The sequence below is a fragment of the Marinobacter sp. MMG032 genome, assembly GCF_040112695.1.
GTDB classification, from domain to species: Bacteria; Pseudomonadota; Gammaproteobacteria; order Pseudomonadales; family Oleiphilaceae; genus Marinobacter; species Marinobacter salsuginis.
The window spans coordinates 2,829,584-2,855,597 of sequence record NZ_CP157802.1; the positions used below are offsets into that span (position 1 = coordinate 2,829,584).

Here is a 26,014-nt window from a genome sequence, read left to right on the forward strand (position 1 = left end):
GGAGTTTCCCTGTTGGAATCACCGGAGAGCTCCGGAAAGCGTCCGGATGATGGCTGCTATCCTGAATGTCAGGAACAAGACTAGCGCTTCACCTCAAAAGCTGGAAGGGAGGAATCATGACGGCTGTGAAAGTTGAGTGCGTCAAAGGCAATATTGCCGCACAACCGGATATCGATGTCATCGTGAATGCGGCCAATGCCGAACTTCTGCCCGGCAGTGGCGTGGCCGGTGCCATTCACGGTGCCGCAGGCCCCGGTCTGGCAGAGGAGTGCCGGACTTTGGCGCCCATCAGTCCTGGCGAGGCGGTGATCAGCTCCGCCCACAACCTGCCTAACCAGTATGTCATCCATTGCCTGGGCCCGGTTTATGGGGTGGATGAGCCCTCAGACCGTCTGCTGGCGGACTGTTTCCGGAACGCGCTGCGACTGGCGGACCAGCGCGGCCTGTCCTCCATTGCCTTTCCTGCCATTTCTACCGGGGTTTTCGGTTACCCGTTGAGAGACGCAGCGGCTGTGGCCATGAAAACGGTGGCCGACACCCTGGCAGATCTCAACTCTGTTCGTATGGTCCGGTTTGTTCTTTTCAGCGATCAGGATCTTTCCATATTCGATGAGGCCCTCAAGCTGGAACCGGACCTTTCCGGTAGGTAGAGGTTGCCTTAGTCACAGGTCCTGTCGGTTGATCGGCTGAAACGGGCCTGCATGGCTTTGCGTTCCCGCTCGGCATCCCGGAATTCGTCGGGCAGGGGCTGGATAAAGTAAACGAAGTCACCTTTCGCGCGATTCTGGTCCAGTGGTGGTTGGTTGATGTCTGATGGCCAGAAAACTGGACTGACCACGGCAACCGAGACCTCCGGTGCACGTTGCTTTAACAGCGCCACGGTTCCCAGGCCTTCTTCACTGTGAAACGTGCCGGTCAGGTGCAGCACCTGGTGCCCCGGATGCTCTGCCCGGGCCTGCAGAATGCGGGCAGCCATGGTGTTGTCACGGAGTAGCTGAGCCTTGTAGGTGTTTTCCATGCGCTCGCTCATGGTGTCGTCTGCCTGATGGCTCGCACCAATGGCTGCCATGAACTTTTCCCGGTAGGCCGGGGTGTCCATGAAGGGGGCGGAGGGCAACTTCTGTTTCAGGGTGTCTGAGACACGCTCGAGGTACTCCGGACCTTTCCGGCCGACACAGCGCACAACGTCTGCCGGCGCATTCGCGGCGATCACTGGCAGATTATGCCGGCGGGCAAATTCCACCAGTGGCCGATAGGAGGCCCGGTAGTTATCCCAGGCATCGGCATCCTCAATCATTTCGGTTTCGCCGGTCTCTCCCTTCAGGTACCGGCGCAGCTCGTTCTGACGGTCCAGGTTGAACTGTTCCATGCTGAGAATCTGCTCTGGCCGTTGCTGGAACAGGGCGGTTTGAAGCCGGGATTGAAGAAGATGCGAGCCATGGTGCCCATGGTATTCGCCGACAAAAACCACATCTGTGTTGACCAGTCGCTGGGCCAGCTGTTCAGGCGTCAGTGCGGTATTGTTCTCCGGCTGAATGATGCGGGCATCGTACTGGGTCTGCGGTGCTGTCAGAACCGCATCAGGGTCTTTTGATGAAGGCATGGCAGTACATCCGTTCAGGGCGGACAGTGTGGCAATGAGCAGGGCTGGCGCAAAAACGTTCATGACAGTCCTTACGTTTTGATCACATTCAGGATCGTTTTTCGCGTTCTTCTCGCCAGTCGGGGCCCAGCCTTTCTTCCACGTATTCCCGGATGAATTGGCGCACCCTCTGGGAAGGGGTTACGTCTTCCTGCTTGCACAGTTCTTCAAAGGCGGCCTTTTTTTCCGGGTCGATCAGTAACGTCAGACGGGCAGTGCGCTTTTCCATGGAGTTGTTCATAACCTTTGGTGATTGCTAAGTATGTTAATAATATTAACATTGAATGAATATTTTATGAGCATATAATTTACAGGCATCAGTTGCAATTAACGAGTCTTTTATGCCGCATCGCGCCCACCTGTTTTCACTCCGGATAGCCCACGCATTCCGAGAAGCCTGCATCGATGAGCCCTATCGCGGAAGGCGTTTTCTACGGGATCTGATGGCCGGTGTAACGGTGGGCATTATTGCCATACCTCTGGCCATGGCGTTGGCGATTGCCAGTGGTGTTGCGCCACAGTACGGGCTCTACACCGCCATTATTGCCGGGTTTGTAATTGCACTGACTGGTGGCAGCCGGTTCAGTATCTCCGGGCCCACGGCTGCCTTCGTTGTTATTCTCTATCCGATCGCCCAGAGCTATGGTCTGGGTGGTTTGCTGCTGGCTACCCTGATGTCCGGCGTTTTGCTGATGATCATGGCTCTGATGCGGCTGGGGCGATTCATCGAGTACATTCCGGAGTCTGTCACCCTGGGGTTCACCGGAGGCATTGCGGTGGTGATTGCCACTTTGCAGGTCCGGGATTTTCTGGGTCTGCCGGTTGGCGATATGCCCGAGCACTACTGGGATAAACTGGCGTTGCTGGCAGGGGCGTTGCCGGAGTTTGGTGCCATGAGCACGCTCGTGGCCAGCGTCACCCTCGCCTGCATGTTGCTCTGGCCAAGACTTAAAACCCCGGTGCCTCCGCATCTGCCGGCTGTGGTGATCGGGAGTCTTCTGGCTCTGTGGTTGAATACACAGGGCGCTGCTGTCGAAACCATTGGCTCAAGGTTCAGCTATCTGCTGCCCGATGGCTCGATGGGGGCGGGTATTCCGCCTTTCCTGCCAGAGTTTGCCTGGCCCTGGCAGCAGGCGGGGGCATCGGGCGAGCCAATTGGCTTGTCATGGTCGCTGGTTCGTGACCTGCTACCTGCCGCGTTTGCCATTGCGATGCTCGGCGCCATCGAATCCCTGCTCTGTGCCGTTGTGCTGGATGGCATGACCGGAAAACGCCACAGCGCCAACAGCGAGCTGATGGGGCAGGGGCTTGGCAACATCATCACGCCGTTTTTCGGCGGCATTACCGCGACCGCCGCTATTGCCCGCTCTGCTGCCAATTACCGCGCTGGCGCCGAGTCACCCGTATCGGCCATGGTGCACTCTCTGGTGGTGCTGCTTGCCCTGGTTTCTCTGGCGGGCCTTCTGGCCTATCTGCCTATGCCGGCCATGGCGGCCCTGCTGATTATGGTGGCCTGGAACATGAGTGAGGCGCCCAAGTCACTGCATCTGCTGAAAACCGCGCCGCGCAGCGATATCCTGGTTTTTATCACCTGTTTTTCGCTTACGGTGCTGCTGGACATGGTAATTGCCATCACCACCGGAGTCTTGTTGGCGGCCGTCCTGTTCATGCGGGAAATGGCCCAGATGACCAAGGTCACGGATATCACACTGAGCAAACGGATTGCGGAAGCTCGAGTGCCCGAGGGCTGGCAGGTCTTCAAGATCAATGGTCCCTTGTTCTTTGCCGCCGCTGACCGGATTTTCGGAGAGCTGGCGCTGATGGCCAGAAACGCGCGCGGGTTCGTCCTCTATATGGACGGCGTCACCATTCTCGATGCCGGAGGGCTGTCTGCCCTGAACAAACTGATTGCCACCTGTGAGCGGGACGGTACGCAAATTGTGATCGCCGATCTTCAGTTCCAGCCGTTGCGAACCCTCTCTCGCGCCGGTGTCATGCCAGTGCCTGGTGTGAGCCGCTACACGTCCTCCCTGGACGAAGCCTTGCGGCTGATTGCTGAACCCGGCGCTGAACCTGGCCAGCCCGCCGGATAAAACATTGATTCCCGAAGTCCCGGAATGGTTTACCCTTAGGCGATAAGACTACGCGCAAAAGAAGGAATGCCATGCTGCCTTTTCGGCTGATCGACCGAGTGAAATTCATACTGGAACGCCAACTGGTAAAAGGGGCGGGGTTCCAGCTTCTTGTGGTCGGTGTGTTTATCGGCCTGATTTCCCTGATTGGCGGCCTTCTGGTGGTCCCCCAGGGCGGAGACTTCGAGGAGCCGGGCTCGGCCATCTGGTGGGCTTTTCTTCGGCTGACCGATCCCGGATATCTGGGGGATGATGTCGGCACCTGGCAGCGAATCGTCTCGACGCTGCTGACAGTTCTGGGGTACGTGGTGTTCATGGGCACCCTGGTGGCCATCCTGACCCGATGGCTGATAGCCAAGATGGCGGACCTGGAACGCGGTCTCACACCGGTAACTCTTAAAAACCATGTGGTGGTGCTGGGCTGGACCAGCCAGACCCTGCCCTTGCTTTCTGAATTGCTGGGCTCCAGTGGCCGGATGCGCCGCTTTCTGGAAAAGCACGATGCCCAGAAACTGAATCTTGTTGTGCTGTCGGAGGAGGCTTCTGCAGCCCAGGTTCACGAGCTGCGGAGTGAACCGGGCATCGGTCGCAGGGCCCGGCAGATCATCCTGCGTTCTGGCTCGGCAATCCAGCCGGACGCCCTGCATCGGGTGGCCTGTCTGGATGCCGCGGCGGTTATCGTCCCCAGCGCCGCCCATGAGGCCGGAAGCCTGGTGACCTCGGATGTGGAAACCGTCAAGGCACTGCTCTCCATTGCGGCCCAGGCCAGGCAGCTCAAGTCTTCCTTGCCTTTCGTTGTGGCCGAGATCCAGGACGTTCGCAAGCTTCCGGTGATTGAGCGGGCCTATCCAGGCGCGGTGGAAGTGGTAGCGGGCGATGCCACGATCAGTCGTCTGATGGTTCAGAATATTCTTCATCCCGGGCTATCGGAGGTATACAACGAATTGCTCACGGCCGGTGAGGGCAACGAGATCTACATCCGGGGCGGAGAGTCGCTGGGCGGAATAACGCTTGGTGAGCTGGCCGCGGCCCGGCCCGAGGTTATCGTGCTGGGCCTTTTGAAACAGCGCGGTGCAGGCTGGGACGTGCAGCTGCTGGCACCCTCAGACTCACGAATTGATCCGGCCGATCGGGTGGTGATCATGGCCCGGGACTACTCCGAGACCGAACCCGATCCCAAAAAGACACCTTTGCCGGAGCTGGAAAGAGGGCAGGCGGTGCGCGTCGACCGGCCTTCTGACCAGGCCAACCACCGGGTCCTGGTGCTGGGGTGGAATCGGCGGGTGCCCAGCCTGATTGCGGAATTCCTGAGTTACGGACACCGTCACTTCGAGGTGGACCTGGTTTCCGTGGTTCCGAAAGCCGAGCGGGAACAGGCGATTGCCCAGTACGTGGAGAATGCCGATCGCCTGACCTGCCGGCATATCGAAGCGGATTACATGGTGGAGGGAGAACTGCGCCGGATCGGGCCAGCGGGCTACGATACGGTGATCCTGCTCAGCAGCGACCGACTGGCCTCCGGCGAAGAGGCCGATGCCCGTGCGATGGTGGGGTATCTCCAGCTCGAGGACATCCTGGCCGATTTTGCCCGGCGGCCACAGCTGATCATGGAGTTGAGTGACCCGGACAACCGGCACCTGCTGGATGGGCACAAGAGTGAGATGATGATCAGCCCCATGATTCTCAGTCACGTTCTGGCCCAGGTGGCCTTGCGGCGGGAGCTTCGGATCGTGCTGGATGAGCTGTTCACCGTGGGCGGCGCCGAAATCCAGTTCCGGGATCCCGCAGATTACCCGCTGCCCGCGAGTGCGACCTTTCAGGTCCTGGAAAAAACGGTGGCCTCAGAGGGTGAGCTTGCCCTGGGTGTCTTTCGCAACAACGCCAACGAACGTGGGCGCCACCTGCAACTGAACCCGCCCAGGAAGGACTACCTGGAGTTGCAGCCGGGTGACCGCCTGGTGGTGCTGTGCCTGACCTGATGACACATCAGTCGATGCTGTCGAGCAGGGCCGCCATGATGTCGTCCATGACCACGAAGCCCTTGAGGTCATTGTCGGCCAGCACCAGCAGGCGCTTTACCCGGTATTTGCTCATCAGGCTTGCCGCATGCCGAACGTTCAGGTTCTCGCCGACGCTGATCACCGGCTTGGCGCAGGCGTCATAAACGTTGAGAAGATCGATATCGCCGTCTTCGGCGATGACGGTTTTCAGTACATTGGTGTAGGTGATCAGGCCCCAGGCATCGTGTTCGCTTGTCTTTTCCACCACCAGCGACTTCAAGGAATGCTGCTTCATCTTTGATAGCGCCTCGCGGATGCTGGCAAACGGAGAGATGGTGATCACGTCCCGAACCATCACATCTTTGACCAGTTTCATGGGTGTTCTCCGGTTACAGTGAATCTTTCAGGTGTTGTTCGAATTTTTCGACTTGTGACATGTCGATCCCACCCAGATGTTCCAGGGGAAGTGTGAATACAAGCCCCTTCGAATCGCTATGGTCAGGCATGAGTATCTTCTGGATGGCTTTGAGAATATCGAGCGAAAGGCTCTTTTCCAGGACCATCAGCAGAATGCTCTGGCTGCCATCGTAGGTCAGACCGAAGAAGGTTTTCTTGGCGGTATTGCTGATACCGCGACCAGAAAGCACCGTGATGCCGCCGGCACCAAGATCCCTTGCGGCATCAACGCAGTCCTGCTCCTGATCCTCGGGAACGATTGCTACCAGTACCGAAAATTTCATGGGTCTGTTTTCCTCTGCTTTGCGAGCATTTCAACAATGATGGCGTAGCTCATCACCGTCACAATCGGAAAGATGGAGGCGAAGGCGATCAGGCCGAAACCGTCGATGAGCACGTTGCGGCCTTCGATGCTGCTTGCCAGGCCAATACCCAGTGCGGTCACCAGAGGTACGGTCACCTCTGAGGTGGTGACCCCGCCAAGATCGTACGCCAGGGGGATGATGTACCTTGGGGCCAGCGCGGTCAGGACGATGACCAGAATATAGCCGCCAATGATGTAATGGTGAATGGAATCGCCGCTGATAATCCGGTGAACGCCAAGGGTGATACCCATCGCGACGCCGACTGCCACAATGAGTCTGATGGCGTTGCCGTTGATGGTGCCGGCGGCCGCCTGCTCCGCCTGGTGTCCGATCGCGATCAACGCGGGTTCGGCCATGGTGGTGGCAAAGCCGATCATGAAGGCGAAGAGGTAGACGAACAGATACCCCTCCATCCCCATCAACTGTCGGGCCATGCTTGTTCCGATGGGAAACAGGCCAAGCTTGAGCCCGACCACGAAGGCATACAGCCCCAGCACCACCAGCGCAAATCCGAACAGGATCTTGCGGGGATTGGTCAGCCCGCGACGCAGAACCAGATACTGGAAAAACAAAATAGTAATGATGATGGGAAGGACGTCGCGGACCATCCCGGCAAGATCGAGCAGCATGCCCAGCACAACGGGTGTCTGGTCGACTGTTCCAGTCTGGGCCGTCGTTGGCAAAGCTACCGGGTCTGCGGGGGCTCCGGAATACACAACAATCCCGTACAGCTGAACGGTGATCATCGGAACCATGACGGCGAGGGCTACCAGACCGAAGCCGTCCAGTAGCGGATTGCGCCCCCGGATTGAGGCTGCCAGCCCGATGCCCAGGGCTGCGATGAGAGGAACGGTAACGATGTTGGTGGTAACGCCACCGGAATCGTAGGCCAGGCCCACGATCTCGGGCGGTGCGAACCAGGTGATGATCACCACAACGATGTAGCCGATGATCATGAACCACTGCAGCGGGTAACCGAAGATGGTTCTGAACACGCCCAGAGCCACCACCAGCCCGACAGAAACGGCCACCAGTATCCTGAGTGTCAGGGCCTTGATCTTGCCCTCGCTGATTTCCTCGGCCTGCTGGGCTACCGCAATAAGCGCCGGTTCTGCGACCACGGCGGAAAAACCCATGGCGAAGCCGAACGACAACAGCACCGGTACCGAGCCCTTACGGGCAAACTGATTGGACAGGCTTTTCCCGACCGGAAAAATGCTTAGCTCCAGACCCTGAAGAAACAGGGCGACACCCACTGCCACAATCAGCAGGCCTGCCGCCATCACGAAGATGTTCTCGGGTATTTGCTGGAGAATCAGAAGCTGGAAGAAGACAACGACGGCGATAATCGGAAACAGATTTTTCAGGGCATGCAGCAAGGAATGACTGAAAGCGTGCAGATAGAACACTGTTTGCGCCTGGTGGGTTCCGGTTAAAAGTGCTCGTTGGACACCGTAACAATAGCCATGGTTCCCGTGTTGATCCAGCTCAAGACCGGCGTCAATTCGTCATTCACCAGGAAAATGCCGAAAATAGATCATATAAATTTCAATTATAAATTTGAAACCACTAAAGTAACCCTCAACGTCATCGCTTTGCTCAAAAAGTGAGCAGGTTGTTGGCTTCGGAAGTTGCTGTACGCTTCTCCCTAACGACTTAGAAAACCAACGTAGAAAGGATTGAGACCATGCCCTATGCACAAGACGTTGACCAGATTGCTTCCCTGTTGAAGCAGCACCCGACCTGGAACGCTATCAACCCGAAGCACGCCGCTCGCATGCGCGCCCAGAACAAGTTCAAGACTGGTCTGGACATCGCCAAGTACACCGCCAAGATCATGCGCGAAGACATGGCGAACTACGACAAGGACACTTCCCAGTACACCCAGTCCCTGGGCTGCTGGCACGGCTTCATCGGTCAGCAGAAGCTGCTGTCCATCAAGAAGCACTTCGGTACCACCAAGCGTCGTTACCTGTACCTCTCCGGCTGGATGGTTGCCGCCCTGCGCTCCGAGTTTGGTCCGCTGCCTGACCAGTCCATGCACGAGAAGACGGCTGTATCCGGCCTGATCGAAGAGCTGTACACCTTCCTGCGTCAGGCAGATGCCTGGGAACTGAACCACCTGTTCCGCGCTCTGGAAGAAGCCGAGAAAGCTGGCGACAACGCCAAGGCTGAAGAGCTGATCAAACAGATCGACAACCACGAAACTCACGTTGTGCCGATCATTGCCGACATCGACGCCGGTTTTGGTAACGCCGAAGCCACTTACCTGCTGGCCAAGCAGATGATCGAAGCCGGTGCCTGCTGCATCCAGATCGAGAACCAGGTGTCTGACGAGAAGCAGTGTGGCCACCAGGACGGCAAAGTAACCGTTCCCCATGCTGACTTCCTGTCCAAGATCAACGCCGTTCGTCTGGCGTTCCTCGAGCTGGGCGTGGATGACGGTGTAATCGTAGCCCGTACCGACTCCCTGGGCGCTGGCCTGACCCAGAAGCTGGCTGTTACCGACGAGCCGGGCGACCTGGGCGACCAGTACAACAGCTTCCTCGACGGTGACTACATCGAGGACGCTTCCGAGATCAACAACGGTGACGTGGTCATCAAGTCTGACGGTAAGCTGATGAAGCCCAAGCGTCTGGCCTCCGGCCTGTTCCAGTTCCGTCCGGGCACTGGCGAAGACCGTGTTGTTCTGGACTGCATCACCAGCCTGCAGAACGGCGCTGACCTGCTGTGGATCGAAACCGAGAAGCCGCACGTTGGCCAGATCGCCGGCATGGTTAACCGCATCCGTGAAGTAGTGCCCGATGCCAAGCTGGTCTACAACAACAGCCCGTCCTTCAACTGGACCCTGAACTTCCGTCAGCAGGTATTCGACGCCTGGAAGGAAGAAGGCAAGGACGTATCTGCCTACGACCGTGACAAGCTGATGAGCGAAGAGTACGACAACACTGAGCTGGGTCAGCTGGCTGACCAGTGGTGCCAGAACTTCCAGCGTGACGCGTCTCGCGAAGCGGGTATCTTCCACCACCTGATCACTCTGCCGACTTACCACACTGCGGCCCTGTCTACCGACAACCTGGCCAAGGGCTACTTCGGTGACGAAGGCATGCTGGCCTACGTTGCCGGTGTACAGCGCAAGGAAATCCGTCAGGGTATCGCTACCGTTAAGCACCAGGACATGGCTGGTTCCAACATCGGTGACGACCACAAGGAATTCTTCGCTGGTGATGCGGCCCTGAAGGCCGGTGGTAAAGACAACACTATGAACCAGTTCGGTTAATCGACGGTTCGGATGTTGCTGAGGCGGGCCTGACCGGTTCGCTTCAAACCACAAAACCCCGCCTTGTGCGGGGTTTTGTTTTTCTGACACCTCATTTCTTCTGTATGTGTCTGAAACGACCGCATAAACCTCCCATATCACCCTTTTTATTTGCACTCGCTGTTTCATCGCTGAAACAGTTTCGCCATTACCAAGACCGCATGCATTTCAGGCGCTTAAGATAAAAGATATTAAAAACAATGTGTTGCATGCGAATTTCCGGTATTGGCACGGGAATCGCTCCTTGTCCTGGCGGGTCTGAACCTTGGCTTACCCGAAGGCTAGCGGGTTGGGTCGGATCCCTTAAAAGCCAACAACTCAAAGGAAATGACATCATGAATACCAAAAAAACACTGCTAGCAGCTGCCATCGCAATGGCAATGGGCGTTTCCGGTTTTGCCTATGCCGATCAGGGCGGGGACGGTGATCCGAATACCAATGCGGACAACACCTCCACCGCTAACAACGACCAATCCGGCAACACTGACTCCGGTAACGACAATTCCACTGACAGCTCGGACAACAGCACCAACGTGGCTGATTCGTTCAAGATTGCCGACAGTGGTAACGACAACTCCACGGACAGTTCCGATAACTCAACCAATGTTGCGGACAGTGGCAACGACAATTCCGATAACAGCACCGACGTGGCCGATTCGTTCAAGATTTCCGACAGTGGAAATGACAATTCGGACAATTCCACCAACGTTGCTGACAGCGGAAATACGGCTGTGGCCGATAGCGGAAATGATAACTCCGACAATTCCACTAATGTGGCAGACAGTGCAAACGACAGTTCCGATAATTCCATCAATGTCGCGGACAGCGGCAATGACAGTTCGGACAACTCCACCAATGTCGCCGACAGTGGAAATGACAGTTCCGACAATTCCACCAATGTTGCGGACAGCGGAAACGACAATTCCGACAACTCTACCAATGTGGCAGACAGCGGGAATGACAGTTCCGATAATTCCACCAACGTTGCGGATAGCGGAAACGACAATTCCGACAACTCCACCAACGTAGCGGACAGCGGTAATACCACCGTTTCGGATAGTGGCAATGACAGTTCCGACAACTCCACTAACATTGCCGATAGCGGGAATACGACTGTCTCCGACAGCGGTAACGACAGTTCCGATAACTCATTGGCACTGGATCTGGACGGCAGTGTGTCGGGCTCTTCAACCTCCTATGGCGATGCCAACGGCAGAGCATCTTACACCGAGGCTCGCAACCGCAACGAAATCGCCGGCGGTTCAGCGAACTACACCGGCGTTGGCGCCTTTGCCCAGAATGCCGGCAACGGCAGCGTTACACAGGCAAATGTCAGTGTAATGTCCAACCTGTCCACCGGTGGTGGCGGCCAGTAAGGAATCCAGGCCGCACCTTGGCGGGTGCGGCCCGGTTATTCCGGGAGAACTGCCATGGGTTACGTCATCAGATGGAAACTGAAGGCTGCCTTGCTGGCGCTATTGGTTACAGGAGCGGGATATGCTTCGGCCGAGGAGTGGATGGACGCCCATTCCCTGTCGGAAGATCAACTGGAAGATGCCAGCGGTCGCCAGGGAATCCCGCTGCAATGGCAGATCAACAATAACCAGCAGAATGCGAACGTCTCCGATAACCTGCTGTCCGGAAACGTTGTCACTGGCAATAACAGTATTTCCGACAACGCCTTCGGCAACATGAGCGGAGTCGCCACGGTTATCCAGAACACGGGTAATCAGGTGGTCATTCAGGACAGTACCCAGATCAACATACTGATCAATCACTGACGGAGGTGGGCCATGACCAGGAAGGTTCTTGTCGCGGTTTGCGCGAGTGCCGGGCTGCTGTGGTCCACCGCATTTGCCGGATCGGTCATGGTTCCCGGTATAGGCGGGGATTTTCGTCTTACCGTAAAGAGTTTTGAAAGCCGTCGCTTCGACAGTGTCCTGCGCCAGCAGTACGACTTCAGTTGCGGCTCTGCGGCAGTGGCCTCGTTATTGTCGTTTCATTACGAGGATCAGGTCACCGAGCACGAAGTCTTTATCGACATGTTGGCCTTGGCAGATGAAGAGAAGGTGCGCCGGCATGGGTTCTCCATGCTGGATATGAAACGTTACCTGGGGTCCAGAGGGTATCGGGCCGATGGGTTTCGCTTGCCATTGGAAGGGCTAAGGGAGAAGGTGCGCCTGCCGATGATTGTCTTGCTGAACATCGAGGGTTTCCGTCATTTTGTGTTGATCAAGGGCATCAGCGATGACGAGGTACTGATAGGCGATCCTGCCCGGGGTCTGAAAGTCTATCCCCACGAAACATTCAGAGAATACTGGGATGGCACTGCCTTCGTTATCCGCAGTCACCTTGATCAGGGGCGTGACCACTTTCTTGACGACGGTCATTGGCCACAGGTGGCCAGGGCCCCTTTGCAAAAAGGGCTCGGGGGGCCATCTCTCGGTCACACGCTGCCCTACTGGCCCTCCACGAGGGAATGGTGATGATCATGAAGGGCAGGATGCCCGCGGTCGCATTACTCGTTATTGCCTGTTTGGCCCTGACGCCAATGGCTCACGCGGAACTGAACCCCGGAGTTGACCCCATCAGTGACAGGGAGCTTTCGGAGTTCCGGGGTGGCTTCCTGATGGATAATCTGGAGATCAGTATTGGTCTGGAACAGGTTGTTGGTATTAATGGTGACACCCTGGTAATCAACCGATTGACTATTCCCAACCTCAACCAGCCCGTTAATGACCGTTTGCTGGACCACCAGATGGAAACAGTACTGGAAGTGATCAGTGCCAACCGTAGTGGTGGTGCGCGGGTGGCCAGCCATATGGCAGGTCCCAGTGGCTGGATGACGGTGGTTCAGAACAGCCTGGACAGCACTGTCATACAGAATATGCATCAGTTGAATATCGAGCTGAATAACCTGGGTGCGGGAAATCAGTTCCCGGCCCGATTCAGTGATCAACTGATTCAGTTGCTTGGCCGCTGAAAGAACCCCGATCCCACGCTAGAGACTGATTGGAAGCTTGAGTGTAATCTCGCTGTTGGGCGCGTTTTCCGTAACGCCAATACTTACCGTCAGGTTAAGAGATGTGGATCGCGACAGGCGCTGGGACAGCCCGAATGAAAGAGACCCGATCTGAATTCGGTCGAAATTGGATTCGAAGAGATCAATGTCTCTCTCGAATGTGGTTTTTCGAATGATCGAGTGATCGTAGCCGAGGCTGAATGATGTGCGATCGTTAAACGCGAATCCCATCCCGAAGCCGAAGCGCACGATGTCGCCGGGGTCAACGGTGCCGCCATTTTCAAAGCCCTGCTCCTCTTTGAGGGTCCAGACATAGCTCAGATTGCCGAACAACACGGCCGGGTCTGTGGGGTAGATGAAAGAGAGTCCGGGTTCGAATGCCCAGAAGCCTGAACCTGTTGGCCGGCTCTCCAGCTCGACGCCAATCGGGTTGCCCTGATTATCCTCGATGACCCGCTGGTTAACATCGTAGGGGCCTTCACCGGTTGGCGCCCTGACACGCAGCGCGCCGATTACGTAGGGCCAGCCCCCGAGGCCATCAGTCAGTTGATAGCGAGCTGATACTTCAACATCACCGAGACCCTCGCCAGAAGACTCACGCAGGGTATCCACCGGAGTGCCCTGGAAAACCTCACGCTCTCTCAGGTCCTCGTTGATGCTCAGGTAAGGCACCCGGACCGCCGCTTCAAACTTGCTGGTCAATCCGTATTTGAGTGACACGGCGCCGACGAAAATATCGCGCTGGATTTCTGAAATATTGATCAGTCCGATCAACAGCGCAGGGATGACGGTGTAGCCTTCGATCGCGACTGCCGTCGAGTTGCTATGGGCATGGGAAAAGGATGGCTCAATGGAAAACCGGCCCGGCCGGGTGACGATACCGCGGTCGGCGGTTATGGAGGCGATATCGGTCGCCGGGTCGTGAACCGCGTCAGAGGTTGTCCGGATTTCGGTGGCCAGGGGGGCGGTATCCCGGTCTGCCTGAGCGGCTTCAACCAGCATCGCCGGACCCAGAGAAACAAGCGGGATGAGCCATAGTGTGTTTTTGTTCATGCGAAACTCCTTCAGCTGTCTTTCTGGAGCCGGGTTGAGGGGCCGTGGGGCACGTGGTGCTTGTCCATCAGCCGGTAGAACGAAACCCGTGAAATATTCAGCAGCCGGGCAGCTGCCGACACGTTGTTGTGGGCAAGCGCGAGACTTACCGAGATCGCCTGCCGATCGGCTCTGGAGCGGAAAGCATCCAGTGAGAGGTCTCGGTTTCGGTCGTGGTTATCCGCCGGGTTGGTGGAAAACCCCATGTCTTCGGCCCCGATCTGTGGGCTTTCTCCCAGCAATAATGCCTGACGCAAACGGTTCTGCAGTTCCCTGAGGTTGCCGGGCCAGGGGTGCCCGGCCAGGCAAATCATTGCATCGTCCGTGAGGCGCCTGGTGCCTCTGGCTGAGGGTGTGGCCGACAGTATCCGGCTGGCCAGGATGGGAATGTCTTCCTTGCGTTCCCGCAACGGTGGTAACAACACATGCAGGCTTCCAAGCCGGTAAAATACGTCGCTGCGGAAGGCCCCGGTCTTGACCAGCTGTTCAAGCGGCTTGGTGCTTGTTGCAATCAGTCGAGTGTCGACACTGATGGGATGGTTGGAGCCCAGGCGCTCGATCAGGCCTTCCTGGAGGAAGCGCAGAATGGCGGATTGTTGCTCTGATTCAAGCTCGTCGACACCGAGCAATAGCAAAGTGCCGCCATTGGCGGCTTCAATGCGCCCTTTCTGGACGCTCATGGCATGGGTAAAAGCGCCTTTTTCGTGGCCGAAGAGCTCGTTTTGGGTCAGTGAGCGGGGCAGGGCTGCACAGTTCACGGCGATCAGTGGCTTGTTTTTACGTGGTGAATGATCGTGCATGAAACGGGCTGCGGCTTCTTTGCCGGTCCCGTTCTCGCCATAGATCAGTACGGATTCCTCCGTGCGGGCAAATTTCTGCAATAACGCTCTGACATGTCGGATCGCCACCGAGTCACCCTCAAGAGCAACGTCGTGATAACAGGCGGGCTTGGTCCGTGACGCCTCCGCCTGAAGTTCAGACATACCCCAAAGGTGGCCAAGAATGGCATTGAGGCGTTCGGCCTGCAGAGGCCTCGTGTGGTAGTCCGTGCAGTAACGGTTAATGAGGGCACAGGCGTCCGGGCTCCGGATCTGGTGAGGCTCCAGCGTGGCAATCCAGTGCTGGACCGGAATCGTGTCCAGCCATTCGGGCAGGTGGGTCAGTTGATCGGCGCTTAACGAGCCAAGATCAAACACGCCGACTCTGGCCCCATGGACGGGCGTCTCACCTGACGTGGGCTTGTCTGAAATGGGAATGTGAACAAGCTGCCAGTCCCTGAGCAAGGGCCCGCTGACAGAAAGGCACGGGTACACCGCCGACAACCAAACGAGCGGTCGTTTTTCCTTCATGGCGACTCTCCCTGAGACTTTGCCTGGAAAACGAACTGCTGGACGTTCAGTAAATGTTGGTAATACCGGAACTGCTCGATCCGATCACTGCCCTGTGACCGCATACGGCTGGGGGAAACAGGCAAACAACTCCTGCTGGCGGACATTCAGTTTGTATGCCAGTTTATACACTTGTAGGCCTTTCAGGAGCTTAAAGAGAGAGGGTTCTGTCATTCCTGGCTCCCTGTAAAGTTTGCCGACACAGACTGCAAACCAGACGGGCAGGGACTGAAAGCATGGAGTTACAGTGAGCGTCAGTCAGGCTATTGTTTTTTCGATACTGGGCATCGCCCTGGTGCTGTTCGTCTGGAATCGAATCCGGTTTGACCTGGTCGCCCTGATGGCGCTTCTCGCCGTTGCCATCGCCGGGATCGTGCCGGCAGATCAGCTATTCGATGGCTTCGGCCATCCGGCTGTTGTGACCGTGGCTGCGGTTCTGGTGATCAGCCAGGGGCTGGTCAATGGCGGCGTGGTTGACCGCCTGGCGCGCCTGCTCGGTAAGGTGGGGCACCGGCCGACCCTGCAGGTGCTGATGCTGACGTCTGTGGTGGCCCTGTGCTCGGGCTTCATCAACAACGTCGGTGCGCTTGCGCTTCTTATGCCGGTGGCAATCTGGATGTCCCGGGAAGCGGGGCGCTCTCCGTCGCTGCTGCTCATGCCACTGGCATTTGGTTCTCTGCTGGGGGGAACCATGACGCTGATTGGCACGCCCCCGAACATCATCATTGCCAGTTATCGGGAAGCGGGATCCTTTGGCATGTTTGATTTCGCGCCGGTAGGCCTGGCGATTACCCTGGCAGGCATTGCCTTTATCACGCTGGTCGGGTGGCGCCTGACGCCAAGACGAGGCAAACCCGATGATGGCGGCAAGCTGTTCAGTGTCGGGGATTATGTGACCGAACTCCGGGTTCCCGACGATTCCTCGCATGTTGGTGCCACACTCCATGGCCTGCTGACCCGGGCTGACGCCGAGAAGGATGTGGTGGTGCTGGCGTTGATCCGGGATGACAAGCGGTCTCTGGCACCATCGACGTTTTCCGTTTTGCGTGGTGGCGATCTGCTATTGGTGGAGGCGGATACCGATGCTTTGCAGGAATTTCTGGACAGCACTGGTCTTGAGTTGGCGAATGTAGAGGAGTCCTCATCCAAAGAGGCTGACGAGCAGGAGAGTGCACCGGAAAAACCGCGCGAAAAGTCTCTGTCCGAGGGTGATGTCCGATTGCTGGAAGCGGTCATCACGCCGGAATCAGGCCTGATCGGGAAAACCGCCAACAGGCTGAATCTTCGCGAGCAGAATGGCCTCAATATTGTGGCGGTTGCACGCCAGGGGCAGCGGTTGCAGCGCCGCCTGGGGGACATTCGCTTTCAGGCTGGTGATATTCTCCTGGTGCAAGGTGAGGAGGACACCCTGCGCGTTACCCTTCAGGAACTCGGGTGCCTTCCGCTGGCAGAACGAGGACTCCGGTTCGGCCGTGAACGCAACGCCTTACTGGCCGGTGGACTGTTTGTGGCTGCTATCGGAGGAATCGTTGTGGGCTGGTTGTCTCCGCCTGTTGCCCTGGTTGCCTGTGCCGTCGCAATGGTTCTCAGTAGCGTGCTCAGCAATCAGGAAGCCTACCGTGCGATCGACTGGCCGGTCATCGTTTTGCTGGCGGCTATGATTCCGGTGGGTCAGGCCCTCGAAACCACCGGTGGCGCGGAGCTGATAGCGTCCTGGATGCTGATGCTTGGCTCCGGGGGCGAGGCCTGGGTGGTCGTTACGATTGTACTGATGGGGACCATGCTGCTGTCGAACGTCGTGAACAATGCGGCGGCGGCCATTCTGGTCGCCCCCATTGCACTGAGTCTTTCGGGCCAGTTGGGCATTGCCGCAGACGCCATGTTGATGGCAGTGGCTATTGGCGCCTCCTGCGCCTTCCTGACGCCCGTGGGGCACCAGTCCAACGCGCTCGTTATGGAACCCGGTGGCTACCGGTTTGGCGATTACTGGCGCCTGGGGCTTCCGCTGTCTTTACTGGTGGCCCTGGTGGCAGTCCCTGTCATTCTGGCAGTCTGGGGGTGAGTCCGTTTAACGCGGTTTGGCACTCTCTGGTATGCTGACAAAACCGTTGATGATAAGTGGTTGGCAAGATGACAGCGATTGAGCAAATCGATGCGGCAAAGGCGGAATTGCTGGATCAGCTTGAATGGACACGCAAGCGTACTGAAACCCTTGTAGGTTCTCTGCAGGAAAGCGCGCTGGATGTTCCCTACCATCCGGGCGTGAATCCACCGCTCTGGGAGATGGGGCATGCTGCCTTCTTCTTCGAGGTGTTTGTATTCAATCTGCTGGATGGCACGCCCAGCCACGATCCATCCATGGACGATCTCTGGGATTCGTTCCATATCGAGCACCGGGATCGCTGGAACCGGGAGCTGTTTCCCGGGCGCCAGAAGACCCTCGATTACTTCAATCTTATCTATGACCGCGTGGCCGAACGGATCGAAAAAGAGCCTTTGACCGATCAGGCCCGTTACCTTTACCGCTACGCTATCTACCACCAGAACATGCACATCGAGTCGATGATCTGGTGCCGTCAGACCATCGGTTACCCGGCGCCGCCAGACACCGATTTGTACCGGCCTGCACCGGGTGAACCGCATCACGGAGATGCGGTGGTTCCGGCGGGGGAGTGGCTGATCGGGATGCCGGGCGAATCCCAACGGTATGCCAGTGACGACTTCGCCTTTGACAATGAAAAGCCGCGCTTCAGCGTGAAGCTGGATGCTTTCGCCATTTCGAAATGCCTGGTCAGTAACCGCCAGTTCCTGGAGTTCGTGGAAGACGGCGGCTATCGGCGCCCTGACCTCTGGTCATTTGGCGGACGCAAATGGCTTCAGACCGAAACCGACGTGGCCCTTGTTCATGGCAGTCGGGAACCCCTGTTCCGTGTTCCACGTCACCCGCTGTACTGGCGCTGGCATGATGAGCAGTGGCAGGAGCGAGTGTTCGACCGGTGGCAGCCCCTTAATCCGGACGCTCCGGTTACCCATGTGACGTTCTGGGAAGCAGAGGCGTATTGTCGTTGGGCAGGGCGTCGGCTGCCGACAGAACACGAATGGGAAGTTGCCGCTCTTGGGAATCGTCCGGGCGAGCCGTTCCGGCGTTTCCCATGGGGGAATGAGGCGCCGACCGGTCAGCTCGCGGATCTGGACGGGAGAGCCATGGCCCAGAACCCGGTGTTTGATTTTCCCGAAGGCGACAGTCCCTTTGGCTGCCGCCAGATGACCGGAACGGTCTGGGAGTGGACCAGTGATCAGTTTCTCCCTTACGACGGCTTCAAGGTGGACATGTACCCTTTCATGTCCACCTTGCAGTTCGGCGATCACAAGGTCACCAAAGGCGGTGGGTGCGCGACATCATCCTGTCTGATCCGCGGCACCTATCGTCAGGCTTATCTGCCCCAGCGCAATGATGTCTATACCGGCTTCAGGACCTGTGCACTTGAGCGAGAGTAAACGTTAGGCGCTCGGGCCGATTCGATTACTCCGGATTGCCCGTCACCAGGGACGGTTTCGCCGGTGTCTCGTCGATCAGGTGGCTGGCCAGCGCAACGCCGGTCTCGCTCATGGTCAGATAGGCCTCGTCGGCGCCAGCTTCCCGGATCTGCTTTGCTTCGTCCTCATACATGGTGTGTGCCACGATAAAACCCTTGAACCCCATCTTGCGAAGCATGCGCGCGGCGATGAGCTTGCCCTCGATATCACCCATGGCAAGGATCACCGATTGCACCGCCGGCATGTGCAAACCATTCCAGAAAGAAGCGTCCTCCGCGTCAGCAAAGACCACGTTGCGGCCCTCTTTCTGGTGTTGTTGGGCCTTAGCCGGGTCAGAGTCGAGCCCCATCAGTTTGGGCTGGTCATCGATCAGCCAGTCGTAGGCAGCGGTGCCTGTCCGCCCCATGCCCATGATCAGCACCCGGGTGTCGCCCAATGACAGCGGTTGTTCGTCCGGATGATGCTTGCTGCCCTCATACCGGCTGAGCCCCTGGGCGTAGCGTTCGTAAAGGCCGTGCGCGAACCGGTTGATGGGGGCTGATACCAGGAACGACAGAGACACGGAAATGGCCAGAGGTACCAGCCATTCAGGCAAGGCAACGCTGGCGACAATGAGGCCGAATTCGCTGTAGTTGGTCAGTGCCAGCGCACTCAGGAAGCCGCTGCGGGCCCGCAGGCGGAAGGCCAGTAGCAGGAAAAAGAACAGAATGCCTTTCAGCGGAAGGACCAGGCCGGCAATCACGGCAAAGAGAAGCGCGTCGCCATCGGGCAGCCCGCCAATGCCGATTTGCAGGAAGAAGCCCACGAGGAACACTTCCTTGACGCTCCAGAGCGATTTGGAAAGCTCCTGGGAGCGAGGGTGATTGGCCAGCATGGCGCCGAAAACAAGTGCGCCAAGCTCGGAACTCAGCCCAACCGCTTCGAAGCCAAGTCCGCCGACAACAAGCGCAAGCAGCAAGCCCAAGAGAACCAGCAGTTCGTCGTGGCCGCTGGCATCCAACAGTCGGAACAGAAGAGGTCGAAGTAGCGGCAACCCGAACACAATCAGCGCCCACTCGGAAGGTGTCTTCCCGGCCGCGAGACTCATGACGACCAGCGCAATCAGGTCCTGCATGATGAGGATGCCGATGGCGACCCGACCGTGGAATGCCCGTAGCTCCCGTTTGGATTCAAGCACCTTCGCCGCCAGTACGGTGCTCGAGAAGGACAGGGCAATGGCCAGCATCAAGGCTGTCGACCATTCGATATCCATGAGCAGGTACAGCCCGGGCGTAAAGACCGCGCAGGTAATTCCGAAATGAAGCAAACTGCCGCCAATCACTTCCGGGCTGACGATGGAACGGAGCTTAAGTTTAAGCCCGACAGTGAATAGCAGCAGGAGTACCCCAAGGTGCGCGATGTGTTGGAGAACGTTGGTCTCCTCGATCACAACACCGGTTGCCTCGGCGATGCCACTGAGCACGAAGCCTGCGGCCAGATAGCCAACAAGCGGAGGGAGTCCAACAAGCTTGACCAGCAGGCCAAGGCCGAAGGCAAAGGTAATCCAGATCGCTTCAGGCATGGGGTATCAATTCGGATGTCAAAAACACAATAGTTGCTAGGCTACCCTGTTTTCCTCTGCTCGTGTACTCGCAGAAGGTGGAAGGCAGGCAAAGTAACCCCCAAAGGCTTCATTCTGCTGGTTGCCCGATAAAGGTTCGGAACAGTTCTGCCGATTCTGCGGGGGCCTCCACCATGGGGGCGTGACCAATGCCTTCCATCAGCTCTAGGCGGCTACCCGGTATTGCTTCCGCAAACACCTCGCCGTTGCGGTAGTTTATAACCCGGTCCTCTTTGCCCCAGATGATCAGGACCGGCGCCTGAATCTCTGTGATGGCGTCGCGGAAGTCCGACTCGAAACCGGCGTCCCGGATGGCCGCAAAAATGACTTCGTTCACTTCCCGATTGGCAATGGCCCGCTCTTCCATTACACCCATGATCGGCCAGGGCACAAAGGGCTCTTTCTCAAGAGCAAATTCCATGAGTCGCTCGAAATCACCGGGTTTCCTGGGAATCAGGGGGTTGTCTCCCTCCATCACCAAATCCACCAGCTCGCTTTCATACTCCAGAATACCCGCCGGGTCGAACAGCACCGCCGATTTTACTTTACCGGGATGGTTGGCGGCATAGAGAGCCGTAATCGCACCCCCCATGGAGTTGCCCATAATGTGGGCGTCATCGACGGAAAGCGCGTCGAGAATCTGTGCGACGTAACCGGCCTGGTCTTCCAGGCGATAGCCGATATCGAGGGGTTTGCTGCTCTCACCATGCCCGGGCAGATCGATCGCGTAGACATTGAAATCGCCGGTCAGGTGGCCGGCGAGGCGGGTCCAGTTGTCTTTGTTGGCCCCGAACCCGTGGATCATAACGATGGTGTCGCCATCCACCGCTTTGTGATTCCGCAGGTAGGCGATATCCAGGCTATCGACAGTCACGGTATCTGCTTCCAGGCCTGCCGAGGACCGTTCGAGCCCGATGGCCGTCTCGTAGATGCCCTGGCGTGAGCAGGCGCTCAGAACCAGCGAGACAGTCAGAACCAGGAACAGATTGAGGGTTAGCGGGCGTGGCATCAGGGGCTCCTTTCGGTTGGCTTGTCGGCATCCGTTGCGAGGCGTTTACATTACTCCATAAAAAAGCCCGGTCAATGACCGGGCTGTGTTTTCGCCGACTGGTTCTGCCAGGGCTCAGGACTGTTCGCGGGCAATGGCCCGAAAAGCGATGTCCTTGCGATAGAAAGCGCCGTCCCACTGGATCCGTGAGGCCAGTTCATAAGCCCGTTTCTGAGCCTCGGTAACGGTGTTGCCCAGTGCGGTGGCGCAAAGTACACGGCCACCGTTGGTAACGACCTGGTCTCCGTTCAGGCGAGTGCCGGCGTGAAACACCTTCTCGCCCTCGGTTTCGGTTTCCGGCAGGCCGGAGATGGCATCGCCCTTGTTATAGCTGCCCGGGTAACCACCGGCTGCCAGTACGATACCCACGGAGGCCCGGTCGTCCCACTCTGAGGGACACTGGTCCAGCTTGCCGTCGATAGCGGCATCGCACAGTTCCACCAGATCGGACTTCATCCGCAGCATGATCGGCTGGGTTTCCGGGTCGCCAAAGCGGCAGTTGAATTCGATCACTCTCGGGGCGCCGCTGTTGTCGATCATCAGGCCAGCGTAAAGGAACCCCTTGTAGGGGTGGCCCTCAGATGCCATTCCGCGCACAGTCGGGTAAATGACCTCATCCATGATGCGCTGGTGCACGTCGGCGGTAACCACCGGAGCTGGTGAGTAGGCGCCCATGCCCCCGGTATTGGGGCCGGAGTCGCCATCGCCCACCCGTTTATGATCCTGGGAGGTGGCCATGGCCAGTACATGCTCGCCATCCACCATCACGATGAAGCTGGCTTCCTCGCCGTCAAGGAATTCCTCGATGACCACGCGGCTACCGGCATCACCGAACGCGTTGCCGGCCAACATGTCGCGAATGGCGTCCTCGGCTTCTTCCAGGGTCATGGCCACGATCACGCCCTTGCCGGCGGCCAGGCCGTCAGCCTTGACCACGATAGGGGCGCCCTGCTGACGGACATAGGCCAGAGCTTCATCCACGTCGGTGAAGTTGCCATAGCCGGCCGTCGGAATCTTGTGGCGTGCCAGAAAATCCTTGGTAAAGGCCTTGGAGCCTTCCAACTGCGCGGCGCCGGCAGTCGGGCCGAACACCCGCAGGCCACGCTGTTCGAACTTGTCCACGATGCCTGCCACCAGCGGTGCTTCCGGGCCGACGATGGTCAGTCCAACGTGGTTGGTGGCGGCGAAGTTGGCCAGTCCGTCCAGGTCCATCACGTCGATGTCGACATTTTCCAGGCCGCCTTCCCGTGCCGTGCCGGCGTTGCCGGGCGCTACAAAAACACGGTCTGCCTTGGGTGACTGGGCGGCTTTCCAGGCCAGGGCATGTTCGCGGCCGCCGGAGCCAATAACGAGAATATTCATGTTGCGTATCCCTCAGTGCCGGAAGTGGCGCATGCCGGTGAAGACCATGGCGATGCCGTGTTCGTTGGCCGCATCAATGACTTCCTGATCGCGCATGGAGCCACCAGGCTGGATCACAGCGGTAATGCCGGCTGCTGCGGCCGCGTCGATGCCGTCGCGGAACGGGAAGAAGGCGTCAGAGGCCATCACCGACCCTTTCACTTCCAGACCTTCATCCGCGGCCTTGATGCCGGCAATCTTGGCACTGTAGACCCGGCTCATCTGGCCGGCGCCCACGCCAATGGTACGGCCGGCCTTGGCGTAGACAATGGCGTTGGATTTTACGTACTTGGCTACTTCCCAGGCAAACAGCAGGTCGTTCAGTTCCTGTTCGGAAGGCTGGCGTTCAGTGACCACTTTGACGTCTTCCATGGCCACCATGCCCAGATCCCGGTCCTGGACCAACAGTCCGCCGGTTACCCGTTTGTAGTCCATGGAACGGGCGCGTTCACCATCAAACTCGCCGCAGGCCAGCAGGCGCACGTTCTTCTTGGCGGCGACCAGTTCCACCGCTTCCGGAGCGACGGTGGGGGCGATGATCACTTCCACAAACTGGCGGTCAATGATGGCTTTGGCCGTCTCTGCATCGAGCTCCCGGTTGAAGGCAATGATGCCGCCAAACGCCGAGGTGGGGTCGGTGGCGAAGGCCAAGTCGTAGGCCTGACGGATATCTGCACCGATGGCTACGCCACAGGGGTTGGCGTGTTTGACGATTACGCAGGCCGGGTCGGCGAAGGGCTTCACGCATTCCAGGGCGGCATCGGTGTCGGCTACGTTGTTGTAGCTGAGCTCTTTGCCCTGGAGCTGTTTGGCCGTGGCTACGCAGGCTTCCTTCGGGTTGCGCTCGGCGTAGAAGGCGGCGCGCTGATGCGGGTTTTCGCCATAGCGCATGTCCTGGACCTTCACGAACTGGGCGTTAAAGGTACGGGGGAAATCCGCGTTGTCGTTATCCGGCGTGCGGCCACCCAGGTAGTTGGCAATGGCACCATCGTAGCCCGCAGTGTGCTCAAATGCCTTGACCGCAAGGTCAAACCGGGTGCTGTAGCTGAGTTGACCATCGTTGGCGTCCAGCTCTTTAAGGACCCGGCTGTAGTCAGAGGCGTTCACCACGATGGCAACGTCGTTGTGGTTCTTGGCCGCAGCGCGAACCATGGTCGGACCACCGATATCGATGTTCTCAATGGCAGTCGCCAGATCACAGTCGGGTTTGGCAACCGTCTCCTCGAAGGGGTAGAGATTGACCACGACCATGTCGATGGGGTTGATGCCATGCTCGGACATGACCGCATCATCAGTGCCCCGACGGCCAAGTATCCCGCCGTGAATCTTCGGGTGAAGGGTTTTTACCCGGCCATCCATCATCTCGGGAAAACCGGTGTAGTCGGAGACTTCGGTAACCGGGATGTTGTTTTCTTTCAGGAGCCGGAAGGTGCCACCGGTGGAGAGCAGCTCAACGCCGCGTTCGGTCAGGGCACGTCCGAAATCGACGATGCCGGTTTTATCACTCACGCTGATCAGGGCGCGACGGACGGAGGTGTTAGCCTGGTTTGCCATGGGTCACTTTCTTCGCTGGAGATGAACGAATAAGGGCCTCGCGAATGGTGTCCGGGAGGCCCTCGTCAAATCAGGGTGTCTGGATTATAGCAGACCGTACTGCTTCAGCTTCTTGCGCAGGGTGCCGCGGTTCAGGCCCAGCATGGTGGAGGCCTTGGTCTGGTTGTTGCGGGTGTATTTCATCACCTGCTCCAGCAGCGGAGCTTCCACCTCGGACAGTACCAGCTGGTAGACCTCGGTCACCGGAGCGCCGTCCAGTTGGGCGAAGTAGTTTTTCAGGGCAACCTCCACGCTGTCACGCAGGGTGACGGTGTTGCCGCTGCTGTTCACCGTCTGCAACTGATGAATATCATTGTTGGCCGGGGTGCTCAGGTTATCGTTTGCCAAAGTCTCAGCGCTCATGCTGCGAATACCTCTCCATTTCGTAAGCCTGCAAAATACCGTTGAATCGTGTCTCTCTGCTCCAGCGCATCGTCGATGGCGTTGAAGCGTTTGCGGAACTGTTTACCCGGATCGTGGGACTGCAGGTACCAGCCCACGTGTTTTCTGGCAATGCGCACACCCATGGTCTCGCCATAGAAGGCGTGCAGTGCCTGGAGGTGCTCGGTCAGAATATCTTCGACCTCGTCCAGCTCCGGTGCGGCCATGTGGCTGCCGGTTTCCAGGAAATGCCGGATTTCCCGAAAAATCCAGGGGCTACCCTGGGCGGCACGGCCTATCAGCAAGCCATCGGCACCGGTGTGGCGAAGCACGTCCCGGGCTTTCTCCGGTGATGTAATATCCCCATTGGCAAACACCGGAATGCTGATGCGCGACTTCACATCGGCGATGGTGTCGTACTCGGCGTTGCCCTCGTACTTGTCCGCACGGGTCCGGCCATGAATGGCAACCGCCTGAATACCGGCATCCTCCGCCATTCGGGCAACGACCAGTGCATTGCGATTGTCCCTGTCCCATCCGGTACGCATCTTGAGGGTGACGGGAATATCAACCGCCTGAACCACAGCCTCAAGAATGTCGCGCACCAGGACTTCATCTTTCATCAGGGCGGAGCCGGCGGCCTTGTTGCAGACTTTCTTGGCCGGACAACCCATATTGATGTCGATGATCTGGGCACCGAATTCCGCATTCTGACGTGCGGCGTCGGCGAGCATCTGCGGATCACCGCCGGCGATTTGTACCGAACGGGGCTCCGGCTCACCCTGATGATTCAGACGTGTCCGGGATTTGCGCGTATGCCAGAGTTTGCTGTCCGCTATGACCATCTCCGACACCGCCAGACCGGCGCCCAATCTCCGGCAAAGCAGACGGAAAGGGCGGTCTGTTACGCCAGCCATGGGCGCAACAATCAAGGGGTTGGGCAAGGTGTACGGCCCGATTTTTGCCGTTGGCAGCATGATCTGAGTCCGTGTCACAGCGGGTTAAGCAAAGGTCGGGCTGAGCGGTTGTTCAATAAGT

At 58.0% G+C, this 26,014-nt stretch carries 23 protein-coding genes; 10 read left to right on the forward strand and 13 right to left on the reverse strand.

Annotated elements, in window-relative coordinates; translation table 11 throughout:
* Positions 1–116: 116 nt before the first annotated feature.
* Positions 117–650, forward strand: a complete 534-nt coding sequence (locus tag ABNF92_RS12925; protein WP_349342366.1) for a macro domain-containing protein — start codon at positions 117–119, stop codon at positions 648–650.
* Between the two features lie 8 nt (positions 651–658).
* On the opposite strand, the gene ABNF92_RS12930 is transcribed toward ABNF92_RS12925, so the two are convergent.
* Positions 659–1,603 (reverse strand): ChaN family lipoprotein, encoded by a 945-nt coding sequence (locus tag ABNF92_RS12930; RefSeq protein WP_349344089.1) that lies wholly within the window; start codon positions 1,601–1,603, stop codon positions 659–661.
* 88 nt (positions 1,604–1,691) lie between these two features.
* Positions 1,692–1,871 (reverse strand): CopG family transcriptional regulator, encoded by a 180-nt coding sequence (locus ABNF92_RS12935; protein WP_069182795.1) that lies wholly within the window; start codon positions 1,869–1,871, stop codon positions 1,692–1,694.
* 112 nt (positions 1,872–1,983) lie between these two features.
* On the opposite strand from ABNF92_RS12935, the gene dauA reads away from it, so the two are divergent.
* Together dauA and ABNF92_RS12945 are read left to right on the forward strand one after the other, a co-directional pair.
* On the forward strand, positions 1,984–3,735 hold the full coding sequence (gene dauA, locus ABNF92_RS12940; protein WP_349342367.1) for a C4-dicarboxylic acid transporter DauA: 1,752 nt from the start codon (positions 1,984–1,986) through the stop codon (positions 3,733–3,735).
* A 71-nt stretch (positions 3,736–3,806) separates the two neighbouring features.
* Positions 3,807–5,753, forward strand: coding sequence for an ion channel DMI1 (locus ABNF92_RS12945; RefSeq protein ID WP_349342368.1), 1,947 nt, complete (start codon positions 3,807–3,809; stop codon positions 5,751–5,753).
* Positions 5,754–5,760: 7 nt separating this feature from the next.
* On the opposite strand, the gene ABNF92_RS12950 is transcribed toward ABNF92_RS12945, so the two are convergent.
* Genes ABNF92_RS12950 through ABNF92_RS12960 form a run of 3 tightly spaced genes read right to left on the reverse strand, consistent with a single transcriptional unit; the run spans position 5,761 to position 8,004 of the window.
* Complete coding sequence (locus ABNF92_RS12950) at positions 5,761–6,150, reverse strand: CBS domain-containing protein (RefSeq protein WP_069182034.1); 390 nt, start codon at positions 6,148–6,150, stop codon at positions 5,761–5,763.
* Positions 6,151–6,163: 13 nt separating this feature from the next.
* Positions 6,164–6,514 carry a transcriptional regulator gene (locus tag ABNF92_RS12955; protein WP_291904359.1) on the reverse strand — a complete coding sequence of 117 codons (351 nt, stop codon included), beginning with the start codon at positions 6,512–6,514 and terminating at the stop codon, positions 6,164–6,166.
* Entirely contained in the window at positions 6,511–8,004 is a 1,494-nt protein-coding gene (locus tag ABNF92_RS12960; RefSeq protein WP_349342369.1) for a DUF1538 domain-containing protein, read from the reverse strand. Before ABNF92_RS12960 ends, ABNF92_RS12955 begins: the two co-directional genes overlap by 4 nt.
* A 278-nt stretch (positions 8,005–8,282) precedes the next feature.
* Between ABNF92_RS12960 and ABNF92_RS12965 the strand changes: the two genes are divergently transcribed.
* The 5 genes from ABNF92_RS12965 to ABNF92_RS12985 all read left to right on the forward strand — a co-directional run bounded on the left by ABNF92_RS12965 (position 8,283) and on the right by ABNF92_RS12985 (position 12,897).
* Positions 8,283–9,875, forward strand: coding sequence for an isocitrate lyase (locus ABNF92_RS12965; protein WP_069182031.1), 1,593 nt, complete (start codon positions 8,283–8,285; stop codon positions 9,873–9,875).
* Positions 9,876–10,249: 374 nt separating this feature from the next.
* Positions 10,250–11,290 carry a hypothetical protein gene (locus tag ABNF92_RS12970; protein WP_349342370.1) on the forward strand — a complete coding sequence of 347 codons (1,041 nt, stop codon included), beginning with the start codon at positions 10,250–10,252 and terminating at the stop codon, positions 11,288–11,290.
* A gap of 54 nt (positions 11,291–11,344) precedes the next feature.
* Positions 11,345–11,695: a hypothetical protein gene (locus ABNF92_RS12975; protein WP_069182029.1), complete on the forward strand. Its 351-nt coding sequence runs from the start codon at positions 11,345–11,347 to the stop codon at positions 11,693–11,695.
* Positions 11,696–11,707: 12 nt separating this feature from the next.
* Positions 11,708–12,400, forward strand: coding sequence for a C39 family peptidase (locus ABNF92_RS12980; RefSeq protein WP_349342371.1), 693 nt, complete (start codon positions 11,708–11,710; stop codon positions 12,398–12,400).
* Between the two features lie 5 nt (positions 12,401–12,405).
* Positions 12,406–12,897, forward strand: a complete 492-nt coding sequence (locus ABNF92_RS12985; protein WP_349342372.1) for a hypothetical protein — start codon at positions 12,406–12,408, stop codon at positions 12,895–12,897.
* Between the two features lie 18 nt (positions 12,898–12,915).
* Here ABNF92_RS12985 and ABNF92_RS12990 read toward each other — a convergent pair whose 3' ends face one another.
* The gene (locus tag ABNF92_RS12990; RefSeq protein WP_349342373.1) at positions 12,916–13,989 is read right to left on the reverse strand and encodes a transporter; all 1,074 of its coding nucleotides are present in this window, start codon (positions 13,987–13,989) and stop codon (positions 12,916–12,918) included.
* Positions 13,990–14,000: 11 nt separating this feature from the next.
* Positions 14,001–15,377 carry a sigma 54-interacting transcriptional regulator gene (locus tag ABNF92_RS12995; RefSeq protein ID WP_349342374.1) on the reverse strand — a complete coding sequence of 459 codons (1,377 nt, stop codon included), beginning with the start codon at positions 15,375–15,377 and terminating at the stop codon, positions 14,001–14,003.
* Positions 15,378–15,663: 286 nt separating this feature from the next.
* Between ABNF92_RS12995 and ABNF92_RS13000 the strand changes: the two genes are divergently transcribed.
* The gene (locus tag ABNF92_RS13000; RefSeq protein WP_349342375.1) at positions 15,664–17,478 is read left to right on the forward strand and encodes an SLC13 family permease; all 1,815 of its coding nucleotides are present in this window, start codon (positions 15,664–15,666) and stop codon (positions 17,476–17,478) included.
* 68 nt (positions 17,479–17,546) lie between these two features.
* Entirely contained in the window at positions 17,547–18,914 is a 1,368-nt protein-coding gene (senA, locus tag ABNF92_RS13005; protein WP_349342376.1) for a selenoneine synthase SenA, read from the forward strand.
* A 25-nt stretch (positions 18,915–18,939) separates the two neighbouring features.
* On the opposite strand, the gene ABNF92_RS13010 is transcribed toward senA, so the two are convergent.
* The 6 genes from ABNF92_RS13010 to dusB all read right to left on the reverse strand — a co-directional run bounded on the left by ABNF92_RS13010 (position 18,940) and on the right by dusB (position 25,950).
* Positions 18,940–20,514: a cation:proton antiporter family protein gene (locus tag ABNF92_RS13010; protein ID WP_305966464.1), complete on the reverse strand. Its 1,575-nt coding sequence runs from the start codon at positions 20,512–20,514 to the stop codon at positions 18,940–18,942.
* Between the two features lie 109 nt (positions 20,515–20,623).
* Positions 20,624–21,562: an alpha/beta fold hydrolase gene (locus ABNF92_RS13015; protein ID WP_349342377.1), complete on the reverse strand. Its 939-nt coding sequence runs from the start codon at positions 21,560–21,562 to the stop codon at positions 20,624–20,626.
* Positions 21,563–21,676: 114 nt separating this feature from the next.
* Positions 21,677–22,963 carry a phosphoribosylamine--glycine ligase gene (gene purD / locus ABNF92_RS13020; protein WP_349342378.1) on the reverse strand — a complete coding sequence of 429 codons (1,287 nt, stop codon included), beginning with the start codon at positions 22,961–22,963 and terminating at the stop codon, positions 21,677–21,679.
* Positions 22,964–22,975: 12 nt separating this feature from the next.
* A complete protein-coding gene (gene purH, locus ABNF92_RS13025) occupies positions 22,976–24,556 on the reverse strand; it encodes a bifunctional phosphoribosylaminoimidazolecarboxamide formyltransferase/IMP cyclohydrolase (protein WP_136631362.1) in 1,581 nt (526 codons plus the stop codon).
* An 84-nt stretch (positions 24,557–24,640) separates the two neighbouring features.
* The gene (fis, locus tag ABNF92_RS13030) at positions 24,641–24,958 is read right to left on the reverse strand and encodes a DNA-binding transcriptional regulator Fis (protein ID WP_349342379.1); all 318 of its coding nucleotides are present in this window, start codon (positions 24,956–24,958) and stop codon (positions 24,641–24,643) included.
* Positions 24,955–25,950, reverse strand: coding sequence for a tRNA dihydrouridine synthase DusB (dusB, locus tag ABNF92_RS13035; RefSeq protein ID WP_349344090.1), 996 nt, complete (start codon positions 25,948–25,950; stop codon positions 24,955–24,957). Before dusB ends, fis begins: the two co-directional genes overlap by 4 nt.
* Positions 25,951–26,014 lie beyond the last annotated feature (64 nt).

Coding starts and splice junctions, on each gene's coding strand:
- purD (WP_349342378.1), bottom strand. CDS start 22,963: ATGAATATTCTCGTTATTGGCTCCGGCGGCCGCGAACATGCCCTGGCC.
- dauA (WP_349342367.1), top strand. CDS start 1,984: ATGCCGCATCGCGCCCACCTGTTTTCACTCCGGATAGCCCACGCATTC.
- purH (WP_136631362.1), bottom strand. CDS start 24,556: ATGGCAAACCAGGCTAACACCTCCGTCCGTCGCGCCCTGATCAGCGTG.
- ABNF92_RS12995 (WP_349342374.1), bottom strand. CDS start 15,377: ATGAAGGAAAAACGACCGCTCGTTTGGTTGTCGGCGGTGTACCCGTGC.
- ABNF92_RS12925 (WP_349342366.1), top strand. CDS start 117: ATGACGGCTGTGAAAGTTGAGTGCGTCAAAGGCAATATTGCCGCACAA.
- senA (WP_349342376.1), top strand. CDS start 17,547: ATGACAGCGATTGAGCAAATCGATGCGGCAAAGGCGGAATTGCTGGAT.
- ABNF92_RS12975 (WP_069182029.1), top strand. CDS start 11,345: ATGGGTTACGTCATCAGATGGAAACTGAAGGCTGCCTTGCTGGCGCTA.
- ABNF92_RS13015 (WP_349342377.1), bottom strand. CDS start 21,562: ATGCCACGCCCGCTAACCCTCAATCTGTTCCTGGTTCTGACTGTCTCG.
- fis (WP_349342379.1), bottom strand. CDS start 24,958: ATGAGCGCTGAGACTTTGGCAAACGATAACCTGAGCACCCCGGCCAAC.
- ABNF92_RS13010 (WP_305966464.1), bottom strand. CDS start 20,514: ATGCCTGAAGCGATCTGGATTACCTTTGCCTTCGGCCTTGGCCTGCTG.
- ABNF92_RS12970 (WP_349342370.1), top strand. CDS start 10,250: ATGAATACCAAAAAAACACTGCTAGCAGCTGCCATCGCAATGGCAATG.
- ABNF92_RS12965 (WP_069182031.1), top strand. CDS start 8,283: ATGCCCTATGCACAAGACGTTGACCAGATTGCTTCCCTGTTGAAGCAG.
- ABNF92_RS12935 (WP_069182795.1), bottom strand. CDS start 1,871: ATGGAAAAGCGCACTGCCCGTCTGACGTTACTGATCGACCCGGAAAAA.
- ABNF92_RS12955 (WP_291904359.1), bottom strand. CDS start 6,514: ATGAAATTTTCGGTACTGGTAGCAATCGTTCCCGAGGATCAGGAGCAG.
- ABNF92_RS12930 (WP_349344089.1), bottom strand. CDS start 1,603: ATGCCTTCATCAAAAGACCCTGATGCGGTTCTGACAGCACCGCAGACC.
- ABNF92_RS12985 (WP_349342372.1), top strand. CDS start 12,406: ATGAAGGGCAGGATGCCCGCGGTCGCATTACTCGTTATTGCCTGTTTG.
- ABNF92_RS12945 (WP_349342368.1), top strand. CDS start 3,807: ATGCTGCCTTTTCGGCTGATCGACCGAGTGAAATTCATACTGGAACGC.
- ABNF92_RS12980 (WP_349342371.1), top strand. CDS start 11,708: ATGACCAGGAAGGTTCTTGTCGCGGTTTGCGCGAGTGCCGGGCTGCTG.
- ABNF92_RS12990 (WP_349342373.1), bottom strand. CDS start 13,989: ATGAACAAAAACACACTATGGCTCATCCCGCTTGTTTCTCTGGGTCCG.
- ABNF92_RS12950 (WP_069182034.1), bottom strand. CDS start 6,150: ATGAAACTGGTCAAAGATGTGATGGTTCGGGACGTGATCACCATCTCT.